General features: G+C 65.9%; 20 protein-coding genes. 14 read left to right on the top strand and 6 right to left on the bottom strand.

Annotated features, from left to right (window positions below; all coding sequences use genetic code 11):
• Window positions 1-4 precede the first annotated feature (4 nt).
• Window positions 5-1,294 (bottom strand): extracellular solute-binding protein, encoded by a 1,290-nt coding sequence (locus O3300_RS25360; RefSeq protein ID WP_305054453.1) that lies wholly within the window; start codon window positions 1,292-1,294, stop codon window positions 5-7.
• A 420-nt stretch (window positions 1,295-1,714) separates the two neighbouring features.
• On the opposite strand from O3300_RS25360, the gene O3300_RS25355 reads away from it, so the two are divergent.
• The 5 genes from O3300_RS25355 to O3300_RS25335 all read left to right on the top strand — a co-directional run bounded on the left by O3300_RS25355 (window position 1,715) and on the right by O3300_RS25335 (window position 8,064).
• Window positions 1,715-2,734, top strand: coding sequence for a LacI family DNA-binding transcriptional regulator (locus O3300_RS25355; protein WP_099665108.1), 1,020 nt, complete (start codon window positions 1,715-1,717; stop codon window positions 2,732-2,734).
• A gap of 212 nt (window positions 2,735-2,946) precedes the next feature.
• Entirely contained in the window at window positions 2,947-3,525 is a 579-nt protein-coding gene (locus O3300_RS25350) for a superoxide dismutase (protein WP_099665109.1), read from the top strand.
• Between the two features lie 120 nt (window positions 3,526-3,645).
• Window positions 3,646-6,618, top strand: coding sequence for a sensor histidine kinase (locus tag O3300_RS25345; protein ID WP_305054452.1), 2,973 nt, complete (start codon window positions 3,646-3,648; stop codon window positions 6,616-6,618).
• Between the two features lie 120 nt (window positions 6,619-6,738).
• Window positions 6,739-7,110 (top strand): lysozyme inhibitor LprI family protein, encoded by a 372-nt coding sequence (locus O3300_RS25340; RefSeq protein WP_305054451.1) that lies wholly within the window; start codon window positions 6,739-6,741, stop codon window positions 7,108-7,110.
• Between the two features lie 78 nt (window positions 7,111-7,188).
• Window positions 7,189-8,064 (top strand): Kdo hydroxylase family protein, encoded by an 876-nt coding sequence (locus tag O3300_RS25335; RefSeq protein WP_305054450.1) that lies wholly within the window; start codon window positions 7,189-7,191, stop codon window positions 8,062-8,064.
• A gap of 48 nt (window positions 8,065-8,112) precedes the next feature.
• Here the strand turns inward: O3300_RS25335 and O3300_RS25330 are convergent, their stop codons facing one another.
• Window positions 8,113-9,693, bottom strand: a complete 1,581-nt coding sequence (locus tag O3300_RS25330) for a CYTH and CHAD domain-containing protein (RefSeq protein WP_305054449.1) — start codon at window positions 9,691-9,693, stop codon at window positions 8,113-8,115.
• Between the two features lie 121 nt (window positions 9,694-9,814).
• On the opposite strand from O3300_RS25330, the gene mgrA reads away from it, so the two are divergent.
• Entirely contained in the window at window positions 9,815-10,855 is a 1,041-nt protein-coding gene (gene mgrA, locus O3300_RS25325) for an L-glyceraldehyde 3-phosphate reductase (RefSeq protein WP_305054448.1), read from the top strand.
• An 84-nt stretch (window positions 10,856-10,939) separates the two neighbouring features.
• On the top strand, window positions 10,940-11,422 hold the full coding sequence (locus O3300_RS25320; protein ID WP_289900006.1) for a hypothetical protein: 483 nt from the start codon (window positions 10,940-10,942) through the stop codon (window positions 11,420-11,422).
• A 13-nt stretch (window positions 11,423-11,435) separates the two neighbouring features.
• On the opposite strand, the gene O3300_RS25315 is transcribed toward O3300_RS25320, so the two are convergent.
• The 3 genes from O3300_RS25315 to O3300_RS25305 all read right to left on the bottom strand — a co-directional run bounded on the left by O3300_RS25315 (window position 11,436) and on the right by O3300_RS25305 (window position 12,694).
• The gene (locus O3300_RS25315) at window positions 11,436-11,900 is read right to left on the bottom strand and encodes a DUF2244 domain-containing protein (protein WP_099665116.1); all 465 of its coding nucleotides are present in this window, start codon (window positions 11,898-11,900) and stop codon (window positions 11,436-11,438) included.
• A 74-nt stretch (window positions 11,901-11,974) separates the two neighbouring features.
• Complete coding sequence (locus O3300_RS25310) at window positions 11,975-12,292, bottom strand: hypothetical protein (RefSeq protein WP_077400845.1); 318 nt, start codon at window positions 12,290-12,292, stop codon at window positions 11,975-11,977.
• Window positions 12,293-12,388: 96 nt separating this feature from the next.
• Window positions 12,389-12,694, bottom strand: coding sequence for a hypothetical protein (locus O3300_RS25305; protein ID WP_305054447.1), 306 nt, complete (start codon window positions 12,692-12,694; stop codon window positions 12,389-12,391).
• Window positions 12,695-12,978: 284 nt separating this feature from the next.
• Here O3300_RS25305 and O3300_RS25300 point away from each other — a divergent pair, with 284 nt between their 5' ends.
• From O3300_RS25300 to O3300_RS25270, 7 genes are all read left to right on the top strand, one after another.
• Window positions 12,979-13,296, top strand: a complete 318-nt coding sequence (locus O3300_RS25300) for a DUF4148 domain-containing protein (RefSeq protein WP_180278609.1) — start codon at window positions 12,979-12,981, stop codon at window positions 13,294-13,296.
• A gap of 131 nt (window positions 13,297-13,427) precedes the next feature.
• The gene (locus O3300_RS25295; RefSeq protein ID WP_305054446.1) at window positions 13,428-14,840 is read left to right on the top strand and encodes an efflux transporter outer membrane subunit; all 1,413 of its coding nucleotides are present in this window, start codon (window positions 13,428-13,430) and stop codon (window positions 14,838-14,840) included.
• Between the two features lie 73 nt (window positions 14,841-14,913).
• A complete protein-coding gene (locus tag O3300_RS25290; RefSeq protein WP_034782299.1) occupies window positions 14,914-15,420 on the top strand; it encodes a MarR family winged helix-turn-helix transcriptional regulator in 507 nt (168 codons plus the stop codon).
• 10 nt (window positions 15,421-15,430) lie between these two features.
• Window positions 15,431-17,575 (top strand): FUSC family protein, encoded by a 2,145-nt coding sequence (locus O3300_RS25285; protein WP_305054445.1) that lies wholly within the window; start codon window positions 15,431-15,433, stop codon window positions 17,573-17,575.
• Window positions 17,565-17,765, top strand: coding sequence for a DUF1656 domain-containing protein (locus O3300_RS25280; protein ID WP_070224633.1), 201 nt, complete (start codon window positions 17,565-17,567; stop codon window positions 17,763-17,765). The genes O3300_RS25285 and O3300_RS25280 overlap by 11 nt, the downstream gene beginning before the upstream one ends.
• A 38-nt stretch (window positions 17,766-17,803) precedes the next feature.
• Complete coding sequence (locus tag O3300_RS25275; RefSeq protein WP_251349973.1) at window positions 17,804-18,709, top strand: efflux RND transporter periplasmic adaptor subunit; 906 nt, start codon at window positions 17,804-17,806, stop codon at window positions 18,707-18,709.
• Window positions 18,706-19,623, top strand: coding sequence for a LysR substrate-binding domain-containing protein (locus tag O3300_RS25270; protein ID WP_099665122.1), 918 nt, complete (start codon window positions 18,706-18,708; stop codon window positions 19,621-19,623). Before O3300_RS25275 ends, O3300_RS25270 begins: the two co-directional genes overlap by 4 nt.
• Before the next feature lie 10 nt (window positions 19,624-19,633).
• Here O3300_RS25270 and O3300_RS25265 read toward each other — a convergent pair whose 3' ends face one another.
• On the bottom strand, window positions 19,634-20,170 hold the full coding sequence (locus O3300_RS25265) for an ester cyclase (RefSeq protein WP_305054444.1): 537 nt from the start codon (window positions 20,168-20,170) through the stop codon (window positions 19,634-19,636).
• Window positions 20,171-20,266 lie beyond the last annotated feature (96 nt).

The following is a 20,266-nucleotide window of genomic DNA, read 5'->3' as shown; positions in this document are numbered from 1 at the left end:
GCTCCTAGCGCCGCGCGCGGTGGGTGATCAGGGCCTTGGCGTCGGCCAGCGCCGTCTTGATATCCTTGTTTTGCGCCAGCACGCTTTCCAGTTCCATGTTGACGATGTCGCGCGCCACGGCGTCGAACTTGTCGACGCGGATGACGGGGATCTTCGCCGCCGTGTCGCGCGCCAGCAAGCGCGTCTTCTGGCCGCCGAAGTACGGCTGCGGCTCGTCCATCATGGGGTCCGCATAGGCTGCCTTCAGGGCCGGGAAGGCACCGATCTCTTTCAGCGAATGCAGCTGGATATCCTTGTTGACGGTCATGAACTTGATGAATTCCCAGGCTTGGGTTTTATTCGCCGCCTTTTTCGGGATGCCGTAGAAGGAGCCGCCGTACGACGCCAGCGCACCGGCCGGCAGGTTCGCCGCGCGCCACTGGCCTTTCGAATCGGGCGCCAGCCACTTGGCCAGGTGGCCGCTGAGCCAGGAACCCATCATCTGGCTGGCCACCTTGTCGCGTTTGAAACCTTCGGCCCACTCGCCAGTCCAGGCCACGGTGCGCGCATCGATGCCGGCTACCCGCGCCGCCTTGGCCAGCTCGAACGCCTTCACGAAGCGGGGCGAATCGACCAGCACCTGGCCCTTGTCGCCAAAGTAAATGCCTTCGCCATCTTTCAAATTGGCGCGGATGACGATGTCGGCCAGGTCGCTGGCGCCGGCCAGCAGGTAGGTGCCGGTGGCGGCCTTGAGCTTCTTGCCGGCGGCGATGTAGGATTCCCACGATTGCGTCAGGTCGGCTTCCTTGATGCCCGCCTTGTCCATCAGGTCCTTGCGGTAGAACAAGGTGCCCGGTCCCAGGTCGGCCGGCATGGCGCCCAGGGTGCCGCGCGAACTGGTGGCTTGCACGAAGGTGAACGGCACGAACTGGGCGCGGTACTGCCCTGCCCCGTAAGGCTGCTGCAAGAGGTCTTCCATGCCCTTCGATTCGGCGAAGCTGCCGACATAGCGGAAGTCGATGGCCATCACGTCGGGCAGGCGCGCACCGGCCGCCAGCGCCGTCGTCATCGAGTTATGGTGGTCGTCGATCTGCAGGCTGACCAGCTTGACCTTCACTTGCGGGTACAGTTTTTCCCACAGGGGCAAGGCCGTCTTGACGGCGCGATCCAGGTCGGGGAACGAGGCGACGGTGATCGTGGCGGGGGCCAGCGTGGGCAACGGCGCCGCCGGCGGGACGACTGCGGGCGCGGCGGCCACGCCACAGGCCAGGGTCAGCGCTGCCAGCGGTGCGGCGCCAAGGATGCATGACTTCATTATTTCATCTCCGATTATTGAGCGTCTTCTATCTTGAAAACGTTTTCACAACATGTGTCCATTTAACACCGCAAAGAAAATCAAGTCAACCGAAAAAGTTGTCATTTTTATTGAGGGAAGCGTGGCAAGCGGCATGCCGCGGCGCCTGTTCCCCTATGACAGAGGCGAAAATACGGGTTGTCTCGGCCGCTGTTGTTTTTTGTGAAAACGTTTTCAAGCAATGTACTATCAGCAGGCCCGCCCAGGTGCGCCGGCATCATCCGACGTGCACGGCCCAGAATCTGTCGGCTTGCGCCCTGCGGGCCAAGCTGCGCTGCGCCCGACCCGCTGCGCTATCAGATATGGCCATTTATGGTAATCTTTCGATGAAAAGGTTTTCAGAGCACTGAAAACCAGCCATCTTGATACCCAGGAATCACCTTGAACGATAGCGCCCACGCTGCTCCCCCTTCCACCCTGCTCGACGTGGCCCGCCAGGCCGGCGTGTCGCCCAGCACCGTCTCGCGCATCCTGAACGGCACGGCCAGGGTCTCCGACGACAAGCGCGACGCCGTGCTGGCGGCGATTGCGCAGATGAAATTCGCGCCCAACCAGATGGCGCAGGGCTTGAAGAAAGGCCGTTCGATGACCATCGGCATCGTGGTGCAGGATATTTCCAGTCCCTTCTTCGACGAAAGCCTGCGCGGCGTGGACGATGGCTTGAAGGACACGGGCTATGCCTCCGTCATCGTCAGCGGGCACTGGAATGCGCAGGAAGAGGCGGATCGCATCCGCCTGCTGCTGGCAAGAAAGGTTGACGGCATCATTTTGCTGTCGGGGCGCATCTCGGACGAGAGCGTGCTTGATTTCTCGCAGCAGCGGCCCATCGTCTCGACGGGCCGCCTGCTCGCCACGAAAAGCGCCATCGGCTTCAAGCTCGACAATGAATACGGCGCATACCTGGCCGTGCGCCACCTGGTGGAACTGGGCCACCGGCGCATCGCCTTCGTGGCCGGCCCCGCCAACAACACGGATGCGGCCGAACGCCTGACGGGCTACCAGCGCGCGCTGCGCGAAGCGGACATACCCATCGACCCGAAGCTGATGGTGGAAGGTGATTTCCACGAAGCAAGCGGGATGCTGGCCATGAACCATTTGTTCGATACGCAGCAGCAATTCAGCGCCGTCTTCGCCGCCAACGACCTGTCCGCCTACGGCGTGCGCCTGTGCCTCTACCGCAAGGGGATCCGCGTGCCCGACGATATCTCGCTCGTCGGCTTCGATGACTTGCCCGGCTCGTCCTACACGACGCCGCCGCTGACCACCATCCACCAGCCCCTGTACGACATCGGCCGCATCGCCACCGAAGCGCTGCTGGGGCTGATCAATGGCGAAGCCGTGCAAGCGGCCATTCCGCCTTTGGAACTGATCGTCAGGGAAACCACCCGACGCATCCGCTGAGGCTTGCGGCTGGGAACTTTTCCGCCCGATTTAGGCTGAACGAGAATCACTACGCAAACGGCATTCGTGACGCGTGCCGGAATCTGCAGCAATGGCGCATCCGCTTTACAATAGTGGCTCGTTCAGCAAGAATGCCTGCTTCAAGCAAGCTTGGCTCAACCCTCCGGCCGCAGGCTGGAAGACTCCGAACACTCACCACAAAGGGACATCACATGGAACATACTCTGCCACCACTGCCGTATGAAATGGACGCTCTGGCGCCGCATATTTCGAAAGAAACCCTGGAATACCACTATGCCAAGCATCACCAGGCGTATGTCACCAACTTGAACAACCTGATCAAGGGTACCGAGTTCGAGAACCTGTCGCTGGAAGACATCATCAAGAAATCGTCGGGCGGCATCTTCAACAATGCAGCGCAAGTATGGAACCACACCTTCTACTGGAACGGCATGAAGCCGGCCGGCGGCGGCGCGCCTGCGGGTGCCGTGGCTGACGCGATCAACGCCAAATGGTCGTCGTTCGACAAGTTCAAGGAAGAATTCACCAAGTCGTGCGTGGGCAACTTCGGTTCGGGCTGGACCTGGCTGGTGCAAAAAGCCGACGGCTCCGTCGACATCGTCAACACCTCGAACGCCGGCTGCCCGCTGACCACCGGCGACAAGCCGCTGCTGACCTGCGACGTGTGGGAACACGCCTACTACATCGACTACCGCAACCTGCGCGCCAAGTACGTGGAAACGTTCTGGGGCCTGGTCAACTGGGACTTCGTTGCCAAGAACTTCGCGTAAGCGATTCTTGTCAACGTAGGGCGAAAAGAAGCCTGCGCCACCCCGCGCAGGCTTTTTTTTGTCCGCAGCACGGCAAGGCGCTGCGCTACAATCAGCATCCCGCCACCCCACCCTGCCCCGATGTCCGCTCGCCTGCTGCGCCGCCTGTCGATTTTGCCCCTGCTGGCGCTGCACCTGCACGCATACGCGGCCTCCCCCTCTCCCCTGCTGTCCGACTACACGCATAATGCCTGGGGCGCCCTGCAAGGCGCGCCCGTCGACGTACTGAAATTCGCCCAGGGCCAGGATGGCTGGCTGTGGATCGCCACGGCCACCGGCTTGTACCGCTACGATGGCGTGCGCTTCGACCGCGTCGACAGCGTGTACGGCTACCGTCTGCCGTCGAGCAATGTGCTGGGCCTGGCCACGCCGCCGGATGGCGCCGTGTGGGTCGGCTACCGCCTGGGCGGCGTCACCGTCTTTCGCCAGGGTGGCGCGCGCACCTATGGCGAAGCCGATGGCTTGCCCACGGGCGCCGTATTTCACATCGAGGCAGCGCCCGACGGCAGCATCTGGGTCGGCACGCGCGATGGCGCGGCGCGCCTGGCGCCGGGCGCGGACCGCTTCGAAGCGCAAGCCGCCAACGTGGGCCTGCCCGACAAGCGCGTGTACCAGATCCTGTTCGGGCGCGATGGCACGCAGTGGATGGGGACCATGCATGGCGTGTTCTTCCGCAAGCCGGGCCAGACGCGCTTTTCCCATGCCTGGCCGCGCACCATGCTCACCAGTATGGATGAAGCACCCGATGGCGCCATCTGGGCCGTCGACAACCAGAGCAATTACTACCGCGTGCGCACCAGCGCGCCGCACGGCGATGCGCCCATCCGTCCCGACGCCACGGGCAACGGCATCCGCTTCGACCGCGCCGGCACCATGTGGCTGATGCAGCCCGATGGCCTTGAGCGCAAGTTCAACCCTTCCGGCCCCAGCCTGCCGGCCCAGCGCCTGACGCGCCAGAACGGCATCAGCGGCCCGCTGCCGCAATCGTCGTTCCAGGACCGCGAAGGCAATCTGTGGTTCGGCACGTCGACGGGCCTGGACCGGCTGCGGCCGAACCGCCTGCAGACCCTGCCCGTCGCCGTGCCCTTCGACCATCCCGGCATGCTGCCGGGACCCGATGGCGACGTGTGGATCGGCGACTATGTGGGCGACGTGCGCAGCTTTACCGCCGACGGGGTGAAAAAGGTGGAATTGAAAGGAGCGCTGGCGGCCAGCCACTGGGCGCCCGACGGCACGCTGTGGCTGGGCAACGAGCAGGAACTGCACCACCGCGCGCGCAACGGCGCCATGACGCGCGTGGTGCCGCCCGTACTGGGACTCGATCCGCAGGCGCTGCAGCAAGACCGCTCCGGCGCCCTGTGGGCCTCGTTTTCCGGCGGCGGCCTGTTTCGCCTGAGCGAAGGGGAATGGATCGCCAATGGCGGCCTGTCCGGCCTGCCGGCGGTGCTGACCACGGCCATGGCGATCGATGGCGCCGGCACCGTCTGGCTCGGCCATGCCGACAATACAGTCAGCCTGGTGGCCGATGGCCAGCGCGCGGGCGCCGTCAGGCGGCTCGGCGCACCCGAGGGCCTGCAGGTGGGCACGGTGCTGCAGCTGTACCGCGATGGCGACATGATGTGGGCCGGCGGCGAAAACGGCGTGGCCCTGTACCGCGCCGGCCGCTTCCACACCTTGCGCGGTGCGCAAGGCGCGGCGTTTCGCGGCGTGTCGGGCATCGTGCGCCTGCCGGACGGCGACCTGTGGCTGCATGGCGCGGACGGCATCGAGCATATCGCCGCCGCCAGCCTGGTCGCGTGGATGCGCGACGGCAGCGCCGTCGTCTCGGAACGCTTCGACGCGCTCGACGGCTTGCAGGGCCATGCCTCGCAGCTGCGCCCCGTGCCGTCGCTGATCCATGCGCCCGATGGCAAGCTGTGGTTCTCCACCTCGGCCACCATCGCCATGCTCGACCCGCTGCATATCCGCCGCAATCGCCTGCCGCCGCCCGTGCAAATCCACAGCTTGCTGGCCGATGGCGTGCGTTACACGCTGGACGACGGCAAGCCGCTGCACCTGCCGCAGGGCAGCCGGAACCTGCAGATCGGCTTCACGGCCCTGAGCCTGTCGATGCCGGAACGCGTGCGCCTGCGCTACCGGCTGGCGGGCGTGGACGCCGGCTGGCAGGAGGCGGTGGGGCGCCGCGAAGCGTACTACACCAACCTGGCGCCCAGCAGCTACCGCTTCGACGTCACGGCCGCCAACGAAGACGGCGTGTGGAACACGCAGGGGACAGGGCTCGACATCGTCATCGCGCCCGCCTTCGTGCAAACGCCATGGTTCGTGCTGCTGCTGGCGCTGGGCGCCGCGCTGCTGCTGTATGGCGGCTATGTGCTGCGCATCCGCCACCTGACGCGCAATATGCAGGAACGGCTGCAGGAACGCTTGCAGGAGCGCCTGGCCGAACGCTCGCGCATCGCCCGTTCGCTGCACGACACCCTGCTGCAAAGCGTGCAGGGCCTGATCCTGTCGTTCCATGCGCATGCGGACATGCTGCCCAAGGGCACGCGCGAACGGGCGCGCCTCGATGGCACGCTCAACCTGGCCGACCAGTTGCTGATCGAAGGCCGCGACCAGATCATGGACTTGCGCGCCTCGGCCGAACCCGACGAACTGCGGCTGGCGCTGCAGCAATTCGGCAAAGGCCTGGCCGAACACCGCGCGCACGCCTTCACGGTGCATGTCAGCGGCATCTGCCGGCGCCTGCAACCGCGCGTGCATGACGAAATCTACGCCATCGCGCGCGAAGCGCTGTTCAACGCCTCGCGCTATGCCGAGGCGGCAAACATCGTGCTGGAACTCGACTATGCGGAGCAGGCCTTCACCCTGCGCGTGCGCGACGACGGCTGCGGCCTCGATGACGCCGTGGCGCAAACGGGCCAGCGGCCCGGCCACTGGGGCCTGGTCGGCATGCGCGAGCGCGCCGCCGCCATCGATGCCAGCCTGCGCATCGACAGCCGCCCCGGCGCCGGCACGCAGATCGAAGTGAGCGTGCCGGGCCGCCTGGCATACTGACGGCACGGTGCCGGCGGGCGGGCTGGCAAGCGTCTGCGGCCTCGATGAAAAATGTTGTACGATACGCAAGAGCGCTGCTTGGCTCGCCTATCCCGCCACACCACTTCCTGAAAGCACTCCATGAAAAAATGCCTGCTCGCCCTGCTGCTCTGCGCCTCCGCTTCCGCCTTCGCCAACTCGGCCTGCGACACGCCGCGCAACGACTTCGACGGCCTGTATTGCCTCAACAAGGTGTACCAGGAAGCGGACAAGGAACTCAACGCCAACTACAAGAAACTCGCAGCACAGCTCGACGCCGGCGGCAAGCAAAAGCTGAAAGCGGGCCAGCTGGCGTGGATCAGCGCACGCAACCAGAACTGTTCGAAACGCGAATCCTCGGGCTTCTATGTGAACCTCGATTGCGCCACCCAGACCACCATCGAACGCGCGCAATTTTTGCAGGACCGCGTGCGCGAATGCGTGAGCGCCGGCTGCCAGAACAGCAAACTGTGAGCTGAAGCTGCGCCAGCGCAAACGCGAGCGGGCGGTAATCCCCCATACTGGCCACTCGGAGGTCTTTCCGTTTATGCCATGAGCAAACTCATCGATATTTCCCTGGATCAATGGGACGCCAGCGGCAGCGCCACGCAGCAGGCGGCGGCGCTGCAAGCCCTCGAAGACGGGCAAGTACTGCTGCTGCCCCGCCTGGGATTCTCGCTGCACCCGGAAGAGCATGGGCTGCTGAACGGCGCGGCGGGTAACGCCAGCGGCGCCAAGAACATCAGCTGGGAACCGGTACGCGGCGTGCGCGGCCAGGGCGACGCCTGCGATGCGGCCCTGCTGGCGGCGCTGATGCAGCGTTATGCGCGGCACACGCGCAGCTTGCTGGCCGGCTTGCTGCCCAGCTACCAGGCGCATCTGCAGCAAGGCAAGGGCAGCTTTCGCCCCGTGGAAATCGCCGGCAGGGTAACGTCCTGGCGCAAGGACGATACGCGCCTGCATATCGACAGTTTCCCCTCCTCGCCCACGCAGGGCCGGCGCATCCTGCGCGTCTTCACCAACATCCATCCGCGCGACGCGCCCCGCGTGTGGAAACTGGGCCCGCCCTTCGAGCAGGTGGCGCAGCATTTTTTACCCGTCGCGCAGCGTCCGCAACCCGTGCTGGCGGCCCTGCTGCAGTGGCTGCACGTCACCAAGTCGCGGCGCACAGCCTACGATCACTACATGCTGCAGCTGCACGACGCCATGAAGGCCGACCTGGCCTACCAGGCGCAGGTGGAACAGCACACGCATGCCTTCGCGCCGGGCCAGACGTGGATCATCTTCAGCGACGCCGTATCGCACGCGGCCCTGCGGGGACAGCATGCGCTGGAGCAAACCTGGCTGCTGCCCGTGCGCGCCATGGCCGCCCCCGACAAGTCGCCGCTGGCCATCCTCGAGCGCCAGTTGCAACGCCCGCTGGCCTAGCCTGGCCAGGCACTGCGCCCCGGCAAAGCCAGGCTCAGGCAAACCGGCTCAGGCAGGCAAACGGGCCGCCTTGAAGCGCCGCCAGGCCTTGTGCATGCGGCCATCGCTGCCCTGCGCCTGCGCGCGCGCCGCCAGGTAGCCGCGCACGAAGGCCGCGTGCTGCCGCAACCCGTCCTGGGCGGACTGGTCAGCCTGGCCAGTCTGAACATCGGGCAATTGCTGCAACAGCCGGTCAGCCACCTGCACATCGTTGAGCCAGCCCAGTTCATCCTGCAGCACCGACAGCCGCCCCACATATGGTTGCACGGCGCGCGCGGCAAACAGCGAGGCAAAAAATTCCGTCGCATAGCGCGTCTTCTTGGCCGCGATGCGCACCCGGTGGCGCTGCAGCGGCGTGGCATGCAGCAGGCGCTTGCCGCGCTTTACCAGGCGCCGCTGATCCTTGCGCAGGGTGGCGCGGGCAAACGGCGAGACGTGCGCGTCCAGGCGCCGCACCTGGCGCGCGGAACAGCTGTCGCGCCAGGCGCGCGCCTGCAGCCAGCGCTGCAAGCCCAGCATGCAAGCCGTGTAGCGCGCCGATGTGACGGCCTGGGCCGCTTGCGCATGCTTGAGGCGCGCCTGCGCGTGCGCCGCCTCTGCCAGCGCCGCCGCATCCGCCTGCGCCTCGCCATCGAGCTGCGCCAGGGTATTGCCAGCCAACACATCCCAGTCGCGCGCCTCGCCCAGCGCGCCGCCCAGCCAGTCGAGTTCGGCCTTCAAGGCGTCCGGCAGCGCCAGCAGGGACTTGAACATGCCCAGCGCCGAGCGCAGACGGCGCAGGCCCACGCGCATCTGGTGCACGCTTTCCACGTCCTCGCCCGCCGCCACGCCATCCTGGTTGCCGCTGACTTGCTCCAGGCAATTGCCGGCGATGGCCAGGAACACTTGCTCCACCGACATCGCCGCGTCCAGCGCCAGGGGCTGCGCCTTGACCGCCTGCAGAGGCTGTGACGCCGCGAGGCGGTAGCCGCGTTCCGCCTTGCTCATGTGGCCCAGCTGCAGCGGCACGTCCTGCAGCAGGGCCAGCGCCACGTCGAACAGGCTGGCCGCTTGCCCCTGCTTCAATTCCAGTTCGATCTCGCTGACGGGCACGCTGCGGACGGCGCCATTCGCCCCATCCGCACCGCTTTCGATGACACCCTGGTCCAGCACGCATTCGATCTCGTCGCCCTGCGGCGTGCGCAGCTGCCATACGGTGCGCTCCATGCGCGTGGTAAACACGGGCTGCAAGGCGTCGCGGACGGCGTCCTGGCGCAACAGCGCGCGGATGGGCTGCTTGCGGCCGATGGCCGAGTCCAGCGCAGCGAGGTCCGGTTGCGGCCCGGAAACTTCGCCCTCCCACTCGTGGCGGCTGTGCAAGCCGCTGTTGACGGTGCCACCGGCCTTCAGGGTTTGCACCCAGCGCCCGTCCACCTGGCGCACGCGCAAGCCCGCCTGGTGGCGGCACAGCTGCAAATCGGGCGTATCGACATAGATATCGTGCATCTGCAGCAGCTGCACCTCTCCTTGCGCCTGTTGCGCCAGCAACGGGTGCGCGCGCAGGCGCGCTACATCTTGCTGCGCCAGCAACAATTTCAATTCGATTTCCATGACCGCTCCTCGCGAGACTCCTGAACGCCCATTGTAAGGCGCGTCCAGCCACATACAAGGAGCACGCGCACCGACCTTGATTTTGCGCGAAAATAGGCGCTTCATTCAACCAGGAGATGCCATGACCTACCACGCCGCCGAAAACCGCTACGACACCATGCAATACCGCACGTGCGGGCGCAGCGGGCTGAAACTGCCGCTGTTGTCCCTGGGACTGTGGCACAATTTTGGCGACAGCAACAGCCTGGCCTCGCAGCGCGACATGCTGCGCACGGCCTTCGACCTGGGCATCACGCATTTCGACCTGGCAAACAACTACGGCCCGCCGTATGGCAGCGCGGAAAGCAATTTCGGCAAGCTGCTGCGCGACGATTTCTTACCGTACCGCGATGAACTGATCATTTCCACCAAGGCAGGCTGGGACATGTGGCCGGGCCCGTACGGCCAGGGCGGCGGCTCGCGCAAATACGTGCTGGCCAGCCTGGACCAGAGCTTGCAGCGCCTGGGCCTCGACTACGTGGACATCTTTTACTCGCACCGCTACGACGCCGACACGCCGCTGGAAGAAACCATGGGCGCGCTGGCCACCGCCGTGCAGCAGGGCAAGGCGCTGTACGTGGGCCTGTCGTCGTATTCGCCGCAAAAGACGGCTGAGGCGGCCAAACTGCTGAAAGAGTGGAAAGTGCCGTGTCTGATCCACCAGCCTGCCTACAATATGCTCAACCGCTGGATCGAGGAAGACGGCTTGCTCGATACCCTGCAGCAAGAAGGCATGGGCTGCATCACGTTCACGGCGCTGGCGCAGGGCTTGCTCAGCGACAAATACCTCGATGGCGTGCCGCAGGATGCCCGCGTCAACCGCCCCGGCGGCGGCTCGCTGCTGCAAAAACACCTGAGCGCGGAAAACCTGGCCCGCGTGCGCGCGCTGAACCAGATCGCCGCGCAGCGGGGGCAAACCCTGGCGCAGATGGCGCTGGCCTGGGTGCTGCGCGATCCGCGCGTCACCTCGACCCTGATCGGCGCCAGCAGCAGCGCGCAAATCCGCGAAAACGTGGCCGCGCTGCAGCAATTGTCGTTCACGGCCGACGAGCTGGCCGCCATCGACGTGCAGGCGCGCGAAGGCCATATCAATCTGTGGGAAGGTCCGTCGCGGGCCGTCTGAACACGCGCTCCCCGGTGCTTGTGAAGCCGGTGGTCTGGCGCTAGACTGCCGGCTTCACAACATCCCTGCCAACGACCAGACACCATGAAGACCATCACTGCCACGACCCTTTGCCTGCTGCTGTGCGCGGCCAACGCCGGCGCGGCCAATTATTGCGACGCGCCGTCGTGGTCGATTACGCATGGCAAGAGCTACGACGAGGTCATGCAGATCGCCACGAAGCGCGACAAGATCCGCGACGCCGAATGCAGCTTTACGGATGTGATCCTCAGGATCCAGAACGAGGAGGCGGGCATCAGCCGCTATCCGGGCATCCTGCTCATCGCCGACGAGCGCGATGAACGCTTCGTCGTCACCAGCCGCGTCGGCGCCTACACCATCTTCAGCTACCGCTACAACGACAAGCGCCTGCTGCAGTTTGCCATGAAGGATCACAGCTGGGAGGAAGGCGAAGCGTTCCAGGCCGGCGCCTACAAGATCACGGGCGCGAAGGAATTCAAGACGCTCACCGGCTTTCCCACCACCTTGCTGGTGGTACAAACGTTCCAGTTTTACGGCCCGAAGTAAAGGCCAGCTTCCCTCACGGTTCCAGCGGCGGCAGCCAGGCCAGCAACTCCTGCGCCACCTGCCGCCGCCGTTCCGGCGTGGCAAAGGCCCCCACCTCCACATGCGTGCTGCCGCAGCTGATGCATATCAGCTGGCGCGGCCCCTCCGGCACGACAATATGCGTGCACCAGGGACGAAAGCTGCTGCGCTGGCGCCGGCCGGCGCTCACCTGCTCGACGACCAGCACGCCGTCGCGCAGGGCCAGATGCTCGTAGTCGCGGGCATGGCGCAGGTAATACAGCAGGGAAATGGCCACCAAGACCAGTTCGGCAAATGAAAAGACGGGGATGTACCAGTAGCCGCGCAGCGCAAAGGCGGCGGCGATGGCGGTGGAAAACAGGCACAGCACACCATAGGCGCGCAGCAACTGGCGCACCGTCAAGGCACTGTGGCGCGTAAACAGCCATTGCGGCTGTTCCCGTGCAGTATCGCGTGGCATCTCGCCTCCCGCAACAGGAAGGGCGCCGGCGTCATCGCTGCAGCGGCGCGTCCTTCAGGATATGCTTGCGCCGCTCAGGCGCCCATCCGCACCAGCGCATGGCCCACGTGCTGCCACCAGTGATCGCGCGACTTGACCTGTTTCAGGCAAGACGTGTCGATTTCCGCGGGGAAGACGCGATCCTGGCACACCTTCGTTTCCAGCGCGTAACGCTGATTCTCCGCCGCCGCCAGGGCCACGACGAGCCAGAACGCCAGCGCCAGCAAGACCACCAGCGAACTCCAGGCCAGGTGATTGGTGTTACTTTTTTCGCCAAAAAACTCGCGCGGCCGCGTCTCGCGATACATCGACATCAAGTCTTTTTCTTTCTCTTCCGACATCTGCGTTTGCATCCTCTGACATCCTATCCTGTACCGGCCGGCTGGCCATGGCGGCGCGCACGCCGCCTTGCCTGCATTTTACGCCGATGGCGCAAGAGGGGCGGTAATTCATGGAGGCAATTCACTACCATCACCCTGCGCCGGCTGCACGGGCGCCACGCTTTCCACATGATCGACGTCGATGTCGCCGCCAGCAGGCGCCGTATTGCGCGGCTCCACGCCGGCCCGCTCGCCCGTGCCGGCCGCATCGCTGTCGTTCTCCAGCGCTTCCGCATCCTGACCCGGCACGCCCTGCATGTCGCTGCCGCTGTCGGAACTGTCGCTGGGACCGAGCGCCCCCTTGCCATGGCCGCTGCCCAGGACGCGGTCAGGCGTGACGGGCAAATTGTCCGGATCGAGTGTGCTGCTGCTCATGGCGGCCTCCCGTTCATAAAAAATCAGCTTACTCCGCTGGCCTGACCTGCGGCGCACGCCTGCACGGCATTTCCGTGGGAAAAATGCGGCGGCGCACAACTATTTTCAGAAATTACTTCACAAATGTACTATTCATTGCTATAGTTAATTCAAGTAAGCATCTTCTCATCCAGAAACTGCTTCATCGGCGGCACGGCGCCCACCAGCGCCATGCCGCCGAACCGACCGGTACGTGGCGAGCCGGCCCATCCACCCAGCCATCATGCACATATTGGAGTCTTATCATGCAAGCCAAATCACTCATCGCAGCATTGTTTGCCATCACCGCCGCCACGTCGGCTTTCGCCCAGAGCGCCGCGCCTGCCGCTGCCAGCCAGCAACTTACGCGCGCTGACGTCACGGCCGAATACATCCGTGCCCGCAACGCCGGCGAAATCGCCACCAGCGAAGTCGACTACCCGAAAACGCCGGCCACCGCCGCCAGCAAAGTGACGCGCGAAGAAGTCATGGCCGAGTTCTACGCCGCCCGCAAGGCTGGCCTGATCCCGCAAACGGAAGCGGACTTTGACGTCGCGCAAACGACCAAGCACGTCGTGAAATAAGAAACCAGTCAGCCGGTTTCAGTCAGTCAGTAACACACCTCAGTTGCGGCGCAGCACTCGGGCCACTCCCGAAGCTCACCGCGGCGAGCTGTCAGCAACACCCCCAACACGATCTTTCCCGGAGTCCCTGCATGTCCCTGCACCGCCGTTTGCTTGCCGCCAGCCTGATCCTTGCCTTGAGCGCTTGCGCAGACATGGGCCATATCGCGCCGCAATCGGCCATGCTCGACGCCAACAAGCTGCAGGCGAGCCAGGCCATGGATGCCGCCGCCAGCGCCGCCATACAATGGCCGCGCACGCAATGGTGGCAAGACTTGCACGACCCCCAATTGAACCGCCTGATGGAGCAGGCGCTGGCCGACAGCCCCACCCTGCGCGGAGCCCAGGCGCGCGTGCGCCAGGCCGAGGCGCTGGCCGGCGCGGCGGAAGACAAGACCCGCCCGCAGGCCGACGCGAATGTCTCCATCAACCGCGAACTGTATTCGCAGCACGGCAGCACGCCGGCGCCCCTGGCCGGCAATTACGCCTGGCGCAACCAGGCCACCGTCACGGCTTCGTACGACCTGGACCTGTGGGGCCGCAACCGCGCCGCCCTGTCCGCCGCGCTGGGCGACGTGCAGATGGCGTCGGCCGAATCGCAGATGGCCCGCCTGGCCCTGGAAACGGCGCTGGTGCGCACCTACATCCAGCTGTCGTATGAATTCCAGTTACAGGACGTGATCGAACGCAGCCTGGCGCAGCGCGCCCGCATCCTCGACATCACGCGCCAGCGCAAGCAAGCCGGCATCGGCACCGACATTGACGTAGCGCAAATAGAAACCACCTTGCCCGCCGGCCGGCGCCAGCTGGAACAGTCGGCTGAGTCGCTGGCCCTGCTGCGCAACCAGCTGGCGGCCCTGTCGGGCAAGGGCCCCGCAGCCGGTGCGGCGCTCACGCGTCCCGTGCTGCGCCTGGACCAGCCGCTGGCCATTCCCGCCGCCCTGCCGGCCGACCTGATCGGCCGCCGCCCCGACATCGCCGCCCAGCGCTGGCGCGTGGAAGCGGCGGCGCAGCGCATCGACGCCGCCAAGGCCGAGTTCTACCCGAACGTCAACCTGGTGGCCTTTGCCGGCTTCCAGGCCTTCGGTTTCAGCCACTTTCTCGATGCCAACTCGGACATCCGCGGCGCCTCGCCCGCGCTGAGCCTGCCCATCTTCGCCGGCGCCCGCCTGCGCGCGCAGCTGGGCAGCCAGACAGCCGTGTACGACGGCGCCGTGGAGCAATACAACGCCACCGTCATCAACGCCATGTCGGACGTGGCCAACGCCGTCACGAAGGCCCAGTCGCTGGCCAAACAGCACCAGCTGACCGTGCAGGCGCTGGCCACGGCGCAGCGCGCGCGCGACCTGGCGGAAAAGGCCTACAAGGCGGGCATGAGCGACGCCATCAACATGCTCAACACGCAAGTGGCGCTGCTGGCAGAAGAACAGCAGCAGGCGCAAAATGGGGCGCGCGAGCTCGATCTGTACGTTTCCTTGATGAATGCACTGGGAGGCGGCATCTGAGCTTGCAATCCTGGCATTGCCCTAGCCCAACAAGATACAATCGGAACTTTATTCACACATGAAGGAATATGACATGACCGCTTTTGACGCCACCTCCAAGCGGCTGCAAAACATCCGCACGCGCATGCCAGGCTTCCCCATGGAACTGATGCGCCTGTTGCGCATGACGTACCACATTCAAAAAGGCATGAAGGATCTGACCAATGCCGCGCTGAAAAAGCACGACCTGGTCGATGCCAGCTACATGGTGCTGGCCGTGCTGTACGGCACGGACGACGAAACCTCGAACGCCTGCACCCTGGGCATGGCGTGCCATGAAAAGCCGGCCAACCTGACGCGCGTGTGCAACGACCTGGAAACGCGCGGACTGATCCACCGCGGCACGCGCCCCGGCGACCGCCGCTCCGTGATGATCTCGCTGACGGACAAGGGCCGCGCCCTGATCGAAACGGCGCTGCCGGACGTGTACCAGGAAACCTCGGCCCTGTACGAAGGCTTCACGGACGAAGAGCTGCAAGTGCTCGACAAGCTGTACATGCGCCAGTTGCGCAACCTCAACAATCTCAACAACCAGAACTGATAGCCTATCGATGACGCCAGCCACAGCAACAAAACCTATATACGGCCCCCTGACCCGGGCGGCCCACTGGCTGGCGCTGGCGCTGCAGGACTGGCGCTCGACGGAAGGCGAACGCTGGATCTACGTCGGCAAGACCCTCATCGCCTCGTTCTGCGCGCTGTGGCTGGCCTACCGCCTAGGCCTCGATTCGCCCAGCACGGCGATGACCACCACCATCATCCTGGCCCTGCCCAGCAGCGGCATGGTGCTGGAAAAAAGCTTTTACCGCCTGTGCGGCACCCTGCTCGGATGCACGGCCGCGCTGACCCTGATCGGCCTGTTCCCGCAGCAACCCGTGCTGCTGTTCGCCGGCCTGGCCCTGTGGGTGGGACTGTGCACGAGCGGCTCGGCCCTGCACCGCAACGCCCAATCGTATGTGTACGTGCTGGCCGGCTACACGGCCTGCATGATCGTGCTGCCCGCCATCGAGCAGCCGATGCAGGTGTTCGCGCTGGCCGTCACGCGCGTGGCCGAGGTCAGCCTGGGCATCATCTGCTCGGCGGCCGTGTCCAGCGTGCTGCTGCCGCGCCACCAGGGCACGCAGGTGATGCGCACGGTGCAAGCGCGCTACGGCAAATTCCTCGCCTTTTGCCAGGACGTGCTGCAGCAAAAACTCACGCCGGCGCAGGTGGAACTGACGCATTTGCAGTTTGCCGCCGACGTGGCGGCGCTGGAGCTGGGCCGCTCGGCCGCCCTGTTCGAAGTCACCAGCAAAGTGAGCCACGTGCGCGCGCAAAACCGCAAGCTGCACGCCTTCAACGCTACCTTCATGACGGCGCTGACCACCTTCTATACCTTCCACCGCCTGTTCGACCGCCTGCAGCGCGACGACGAGACGCAAGTCATGCAGGCTTGCGCGCCCCTGTACGCCATCGTCGCCGAAGCGCTGCAAACGACGCCGTCGCAAGACTCGCTCGACACCATGCAGCAGCACCTGCAAACGGCGCTGGCGCAGGCCCGCGCGGACATCGACGGCGCCCCCATCGCGCATGCGCAGCGCATCGATTTCGACACCGTGTGCGAGCTGCTCGAGCGCTTCGCGCGCGACATGAGCCGCTTTCACGAAGTGTATTTCAGCCTGGCGCACGACACGCCGCTGGAAATCAGCACGCCGCAGGCCTATGCGCCGAAGACGCCGCCCGCGCTGGTGATCGCCAGCGGCGCGCGTGCGGCCATCAGCCTGGCCCTGCTGGCGCTGGGCGCCTACTTCCTCGCCTGGCCCTATGCCAGCACGGCGATGCTGATGGCGGCCGTGTTCTGCGCGCTGGCCTCGTCCTCGCCGCGCCCCATCCTGATGGTCCGGCAAGTGCTGGCGGGATTTTTGATCGCCATGCCGCTGTCGCTCGTCTGCGTGTACTTCGTGCTGGTGCACGGCGACGGCTTCCCCATGCTGGTACTCAGTTTTGCACCCTTCCTCGCCGTGGGCCTGTATCTGATGACGAATCCGGCCAAGCTGGGCGTGGGCCTGGGCGTGTCGACCTTCATCACGCAGATGGCGCCGACGAATCTGATGCATGTCGACGGCGCTGCTTTTCTCAACACGGGCATGGCGCTGATCGTCGGCCTGATGCTGGCCGCCCTCGTGTTTGCCGTGCTGCTGCCCGAACACACGATGGGCCACAAGGACCATATCGGCCGCGCCCTGTGGCGCGAAGCGCTGCATGCGTGCACGGCGCCGGCGCGGCGCGTGAAACACCGTTTCGACAACCGCGTGCGCGACCTGCTCAGCCAGCTCAACGCGGCGGCCGGCCCGGCGCCTGGCGAGGCCACGCGCGCCGTCGTGCGCCAGGCATTGACCCTGCTGGAAATCGGCCACTCGGTGATCGAATTGCGCGAACTGATCGCGACCGCCCGGCCAGGCGCCACGCGCCACGCGCTGCAGCAATGCGTCGACCACATCGCCGGTTGGCTGCGCACGCGCGGCGACACGGCACTGCAGGCGGCCCTGGCGGCCACCCTGCAGGCGGGCGCCGTGGTGCGCGCGGCGCAGAACGAAGCCGGCGTCACGCCCGAGCGCAGCGCGCGCCTGCAGACGGCGCTGGCCGACCTGCATTCGATCTACACCTCTTTACTCGACCACATGGCGCCTGGCGCCGGAGACCACCATGCCGCGTGAATTCGCCCTGTTCGGAATTCTGATTCCTACCCTGCTGCCCCTGTTCATCCTCAGCATCGGCCTGCAAACCCTGCTCGACCGCGTGCTGGGCTGGCTGGGCGTGTACCGCATGGTGTGGCACCCGTCGCTGGCGCGACTGTGCATCTTCATCGCCATCTTCGGCGCGCTGGCCTTATCGCTTTACAAATAAAAAAAACTGTTCAACCCAATCAAGGAAAGGCTGCCGACATGGTAAGCAAACTGACCCGCTATGCAATCACCCTGCTGCTATTGGCCGCAGCCCTGTGGATAGGCAAGACCGTCTGGGACCGCTACATGGAGTCGCCGTGGACGCGCGACGGCCGCATCAAGGCCGACATCGTCAACATCAGCGCCGACGTGGCCGGCACCGTCACGGACGTACTGGTGCGCGACAACCAGGTGGTGCAAAAGGGCGACGTGCTGTTCGTCGTCGACAAGGAACGCTACACGAGCGCGCTGGCGCAGGCCGACGCCGTGCTGGCAGCGCAAAAAACGGAGATGGGCCGCCGCGGCAAGGAGGCCCAGCGCCGCGCAGGCCTCGACGCCAGCATCATCTCGACGGAAAGCCGCGAAAGCGCGGCCTTTGCCGCCAGCTCGGCCTCGTCGCAAGTGCAGGCCGCCGTGGCCGCCCGCGCGCTGGCGCAATTGAACCTGGAGCGCACCACCGTGCGCGCCCCCGTCAGCGGCTACGTGACCAACCTGAACGTGCACAAGGGCGATTTCGCCGCCGTCGGCGCGGCCAAGCTGGCCGTCATCGACAGCGCCTCGTACTACGTCGTCGGCTACTTCGAAGAGACCAAGCTGGGCATGCTGGCGCAGGACGACAAGGCGGAAATGAATCTGATGAGCGGCGGCACCCTGCATGGCCACATCGAGAGCATCGCGCGCGGCATCACCGACCGCGACGCCGCCACGGGCCGCGAATTGCTGGCCGACGTCAATCCCACCTTCAACTGGGTGCGCCTGGCGCAGCGCGTGCCCGTGCGCATCCACATCGACGAGCAGCCGAAGGGGCAATTGCTGGTGGCCGGCACCACTTGCACCGTGGTGATCACGCCCCACTCGGCGCATTCCGCACCGGCGCCGAAGCCAGCGGCCGCGCACCCGGCATGAGCCGCGGCGGCGCCGGACGCCTGGCGGAAATCGCCCTGTTCCTCGACGCCGCGGCGCTGGGCAGCTTTTCCGCGGCCGGCCGCAAGCACGGCCTGTCGCCGGCCGCCGCCAGCGCCGCCATCGCGCGCCTGGAAACGGCGCTGGGCGTCACCCTGTTCGAGCGCACCACGCGCCAGCTGCGCCTGACGGAAGAAGGTGTGCACTACCGCCACTACAGCGAACAGGCGCTGGACTTGCTGGCGCAGGCGGAAGACGGCTTGCCTGCAGGCGGCGCTGCCGTGCGCGGCGTGGTGCGCATCTCGGCGCCGTCCGACATCGGCCGCCAGTTGCTGCTGCCCATGCTCGACCGCTTTGCCGCGCTGCACCCGCAGGTGCGCCATGCGCTGACCCTGACGGACGCCACGGCCAGGCTGGTGCAGGACGATATCGACCTGGCCATCCGCTACGGCGAGCTACCCGACAGCGACATGGTGGCGCGCCTGCTGCACCCGGGCCGGCGCGTCGTGTGCGTGGCGCCCGCGCTGGCCGCCAAAGTGGGCGTGCCGGCCACGCCGCGCGACCTGGCGCTGCTGCCGACGCTCGTGCTCACGGCGGGCGACGGCGCGCCGCAGGAGTGGCGCTACCGCGAGGACGGCAAGCGCCACAGCCTGCGCCCGCAAGGCGCCTGGCACAGCAACGATGGCGAAATCATCCGCCGCTGGGCTGTGGCCGGCCATGGCTATGCCTACAAATCCCTGCTCGACATCGGTGACGACCTGCGCGCGGGGCGCTTGCACACGGTGCTCGACGATTACTTTGCCGACAGCGTCCCCCTGAACCTGCTGTACCGGCGCAGCCGCTTCCAGCCGCCGCGCGTGGCCCTGCTGGCCGACTTCCTGCTGCAGCAATTCGCCGCCCTGCCGGCGCAGCGCTAGCGGGCCACGGTCAGGGCGCCAGCACGCCCAGCTGGCGCAGCAGGGTCAGATTGTCTTCCAGGTGCCAGTTGTCGCTGATGCGCCCCTGCGCATTCACCCGGTACAAATCGAACGCGTAAAAGTCGATGGCCTGGCCCTGCCCCTGCAAGGGGCCCTGCGGCGTGGGGAAGACGCCCGTGAAGCGGCCCGTGAAATGCAGGCGCAAGGAGACACGGTCGCCCGCCACCAGCATGTCTTCGATGGCCACCTGCAAATCCGGCACGGCCGCATGAAAGACTTGCGAGGCCTGCAGCGGACCGGCCAATCCCTGCGGACGCCCGGCGGGCAAGCTGCGGTCGGTGAAATCGTCGGCCAGCGCCAGGCGCGCCAGGGCCGGATCGCCGCTCTGCCAGAACGCGGCGTAGCGGCGCGCGGCCAGCACCACCTTGTCGGTGGCGGCGGCGCCGGACAGGTGGGCCGGCATGGGCAGGAGCGTGGCGGATTGGGCGGGCGCGGCGGCCAGCAGAGAAAGGGCCAGGATGGCGGGGGCAAGAACAGGTGCGGGCATAATGAATCCAGATGGGTTGATCGGCGTGCCTGCTGCATAGGGCACCCCGTCATTCTGGACTCGCTTGCCTTATTTGATAATTGGCCCCGCGCTTGA

Origin of the sequence: Janthinobacterium sp. SUN206, from assembly GCF_030587305.1 — a bacterium.
GTDB lineage: Bacteria > Pseudomonadota > Gammaproteobacteria > Burkholderiales > Burkholderiaceae_D > Janthinobacterium > Janthinobacterium kumbetense.
Note: the sequence above shows the minus strand (reverse complement) of the source record. Positions and strands in the feature narration are given on the sequence as shown.

Coding starts and splice junctions, on each gene's coding strand:
- O3300_RS25360 (WP_305054453.1), bottom strand. CDS start 1,294: ATGAAGTCATGCATCCTTGGCGCCGCACCGCTGGCAGCGCTGACCCTG.
- O3300_RS25350 (WP_099665109.1), top strand. CDS start 2,947: ATGGAACATACTCTGCCACCACTGCCGTATGAAATGGACGCTCTGGCG.
- O3300_RS25345 (WP_305054452.1), top strand. CDS start 3,646: ATGTCCGCTCGCCTGCTGCGCCGCCTGTCGATTTTGCCCCTGCTGGCG.
- O3300_RS25340 (WP_305054451.1), top strand. CDS start 6,739: ATGAAAAAATGCCTGCTCGCCCTGCTGCTCTGCGCCTCCGCTTCCGCC.
- O3300_RS25335 (WP_305054450.1), top strand. CDS start 7,189: ATGAGCAAACTCATCGATATTTCCCTGGATCAATGGGACGCCAGCGGC.
- O3300_RS25330 (WP_305054449.1), bottom strand. CDS start 9,693: ATGGAAATCGAATTGAAATTGTTGCTGGCGCAGCAAGATGTAGCGCGC.
- mgrA (WP_305054448.1), top strand. CDS start 9,815: ATGACCTACCACGCCGCCGAAAACCGCTACGACACCATGCAATACCGC.
- O3300_RS25320 (WP_289900006.1), top strand. CDS start 10,940: ATGAAGACCATCACTGCCACGACCCTTTGCCTGCTGCTGTGCGCGGCC.
- O3300_RS25315 (WP_099665116.1), bottom strand. CDS start 11,900: ATGCCACGCGATACTGCACGGGAACAGCCGCAATGGCTGTTTACGCGC.
- O3300_RS25310 (WP_077400845.1), bottom strand. CDS start 12,292: ATGCAAACGCAGATGTCGGAAGAGAAAGAAAAAGACTTGATGTCGATG.
- O3300_RS25305 (WP_305054447.1), bottom strand. CDS start 12,694: ATGAGCAGCAGCACACTCGATCCGGACAATTTGCCCGTCACGCCTGAC.
- O3300_RS25300 (WP_180278609.1), top strand. CDS start 12,979: ATGCAAGCCAAATCACTCATCGCAGCATTGTTTGCCATCACCGCCGCC.
- O3300_RS25295 (WP_305054446.1), top strand. CDS start 13,428: ATGTCCCTGCACCGCCGTTTGCTTGCCGCCAGCCTGATCCTTGCCTTG.
- O3300_RS25290 (WP_034782299.1), top strand. CDS start 14,914: ATGACCGCTTTTGACGCCACCTCCAAGCGGCTGCAAAACATCCGCACG.
- O3300_RS25285 (WP_305054445.1), top strand. CDS start 15,431: ATGACGCCAGCCACAGCAACAAAACCTATATACGGCCCCCTGACCCGG.
- O3300_RS25280 (WP_070224633.1), top strand. CDS start 17,565: ATGCCGCGTGAATTCGCCCTGTTCGGAATTCTGATTCCTACCCTGCTG.
- O3300_RS25275 (WP_251349973.1), top strand. CDS start 17,804: ATGGTAAGCAAACTGACCCGCTATGCAATCACCCTGCTGCTATTGGCC.
- O3300_RS25270 (WP_099665122.1), top strand. CDS start 18,706: ATGAGCCGCGGCGGCGCCGGACGCCTGGCGGAAATCGCCCTGTTCCTC.
- O3300_RS25265 (WP_305054444.1), bottom strand. CDS start 20,170: ATGCCCGCACCTGTTCTTGCCCCCGCCATCCTGGCCCTTTCTCTGCTG.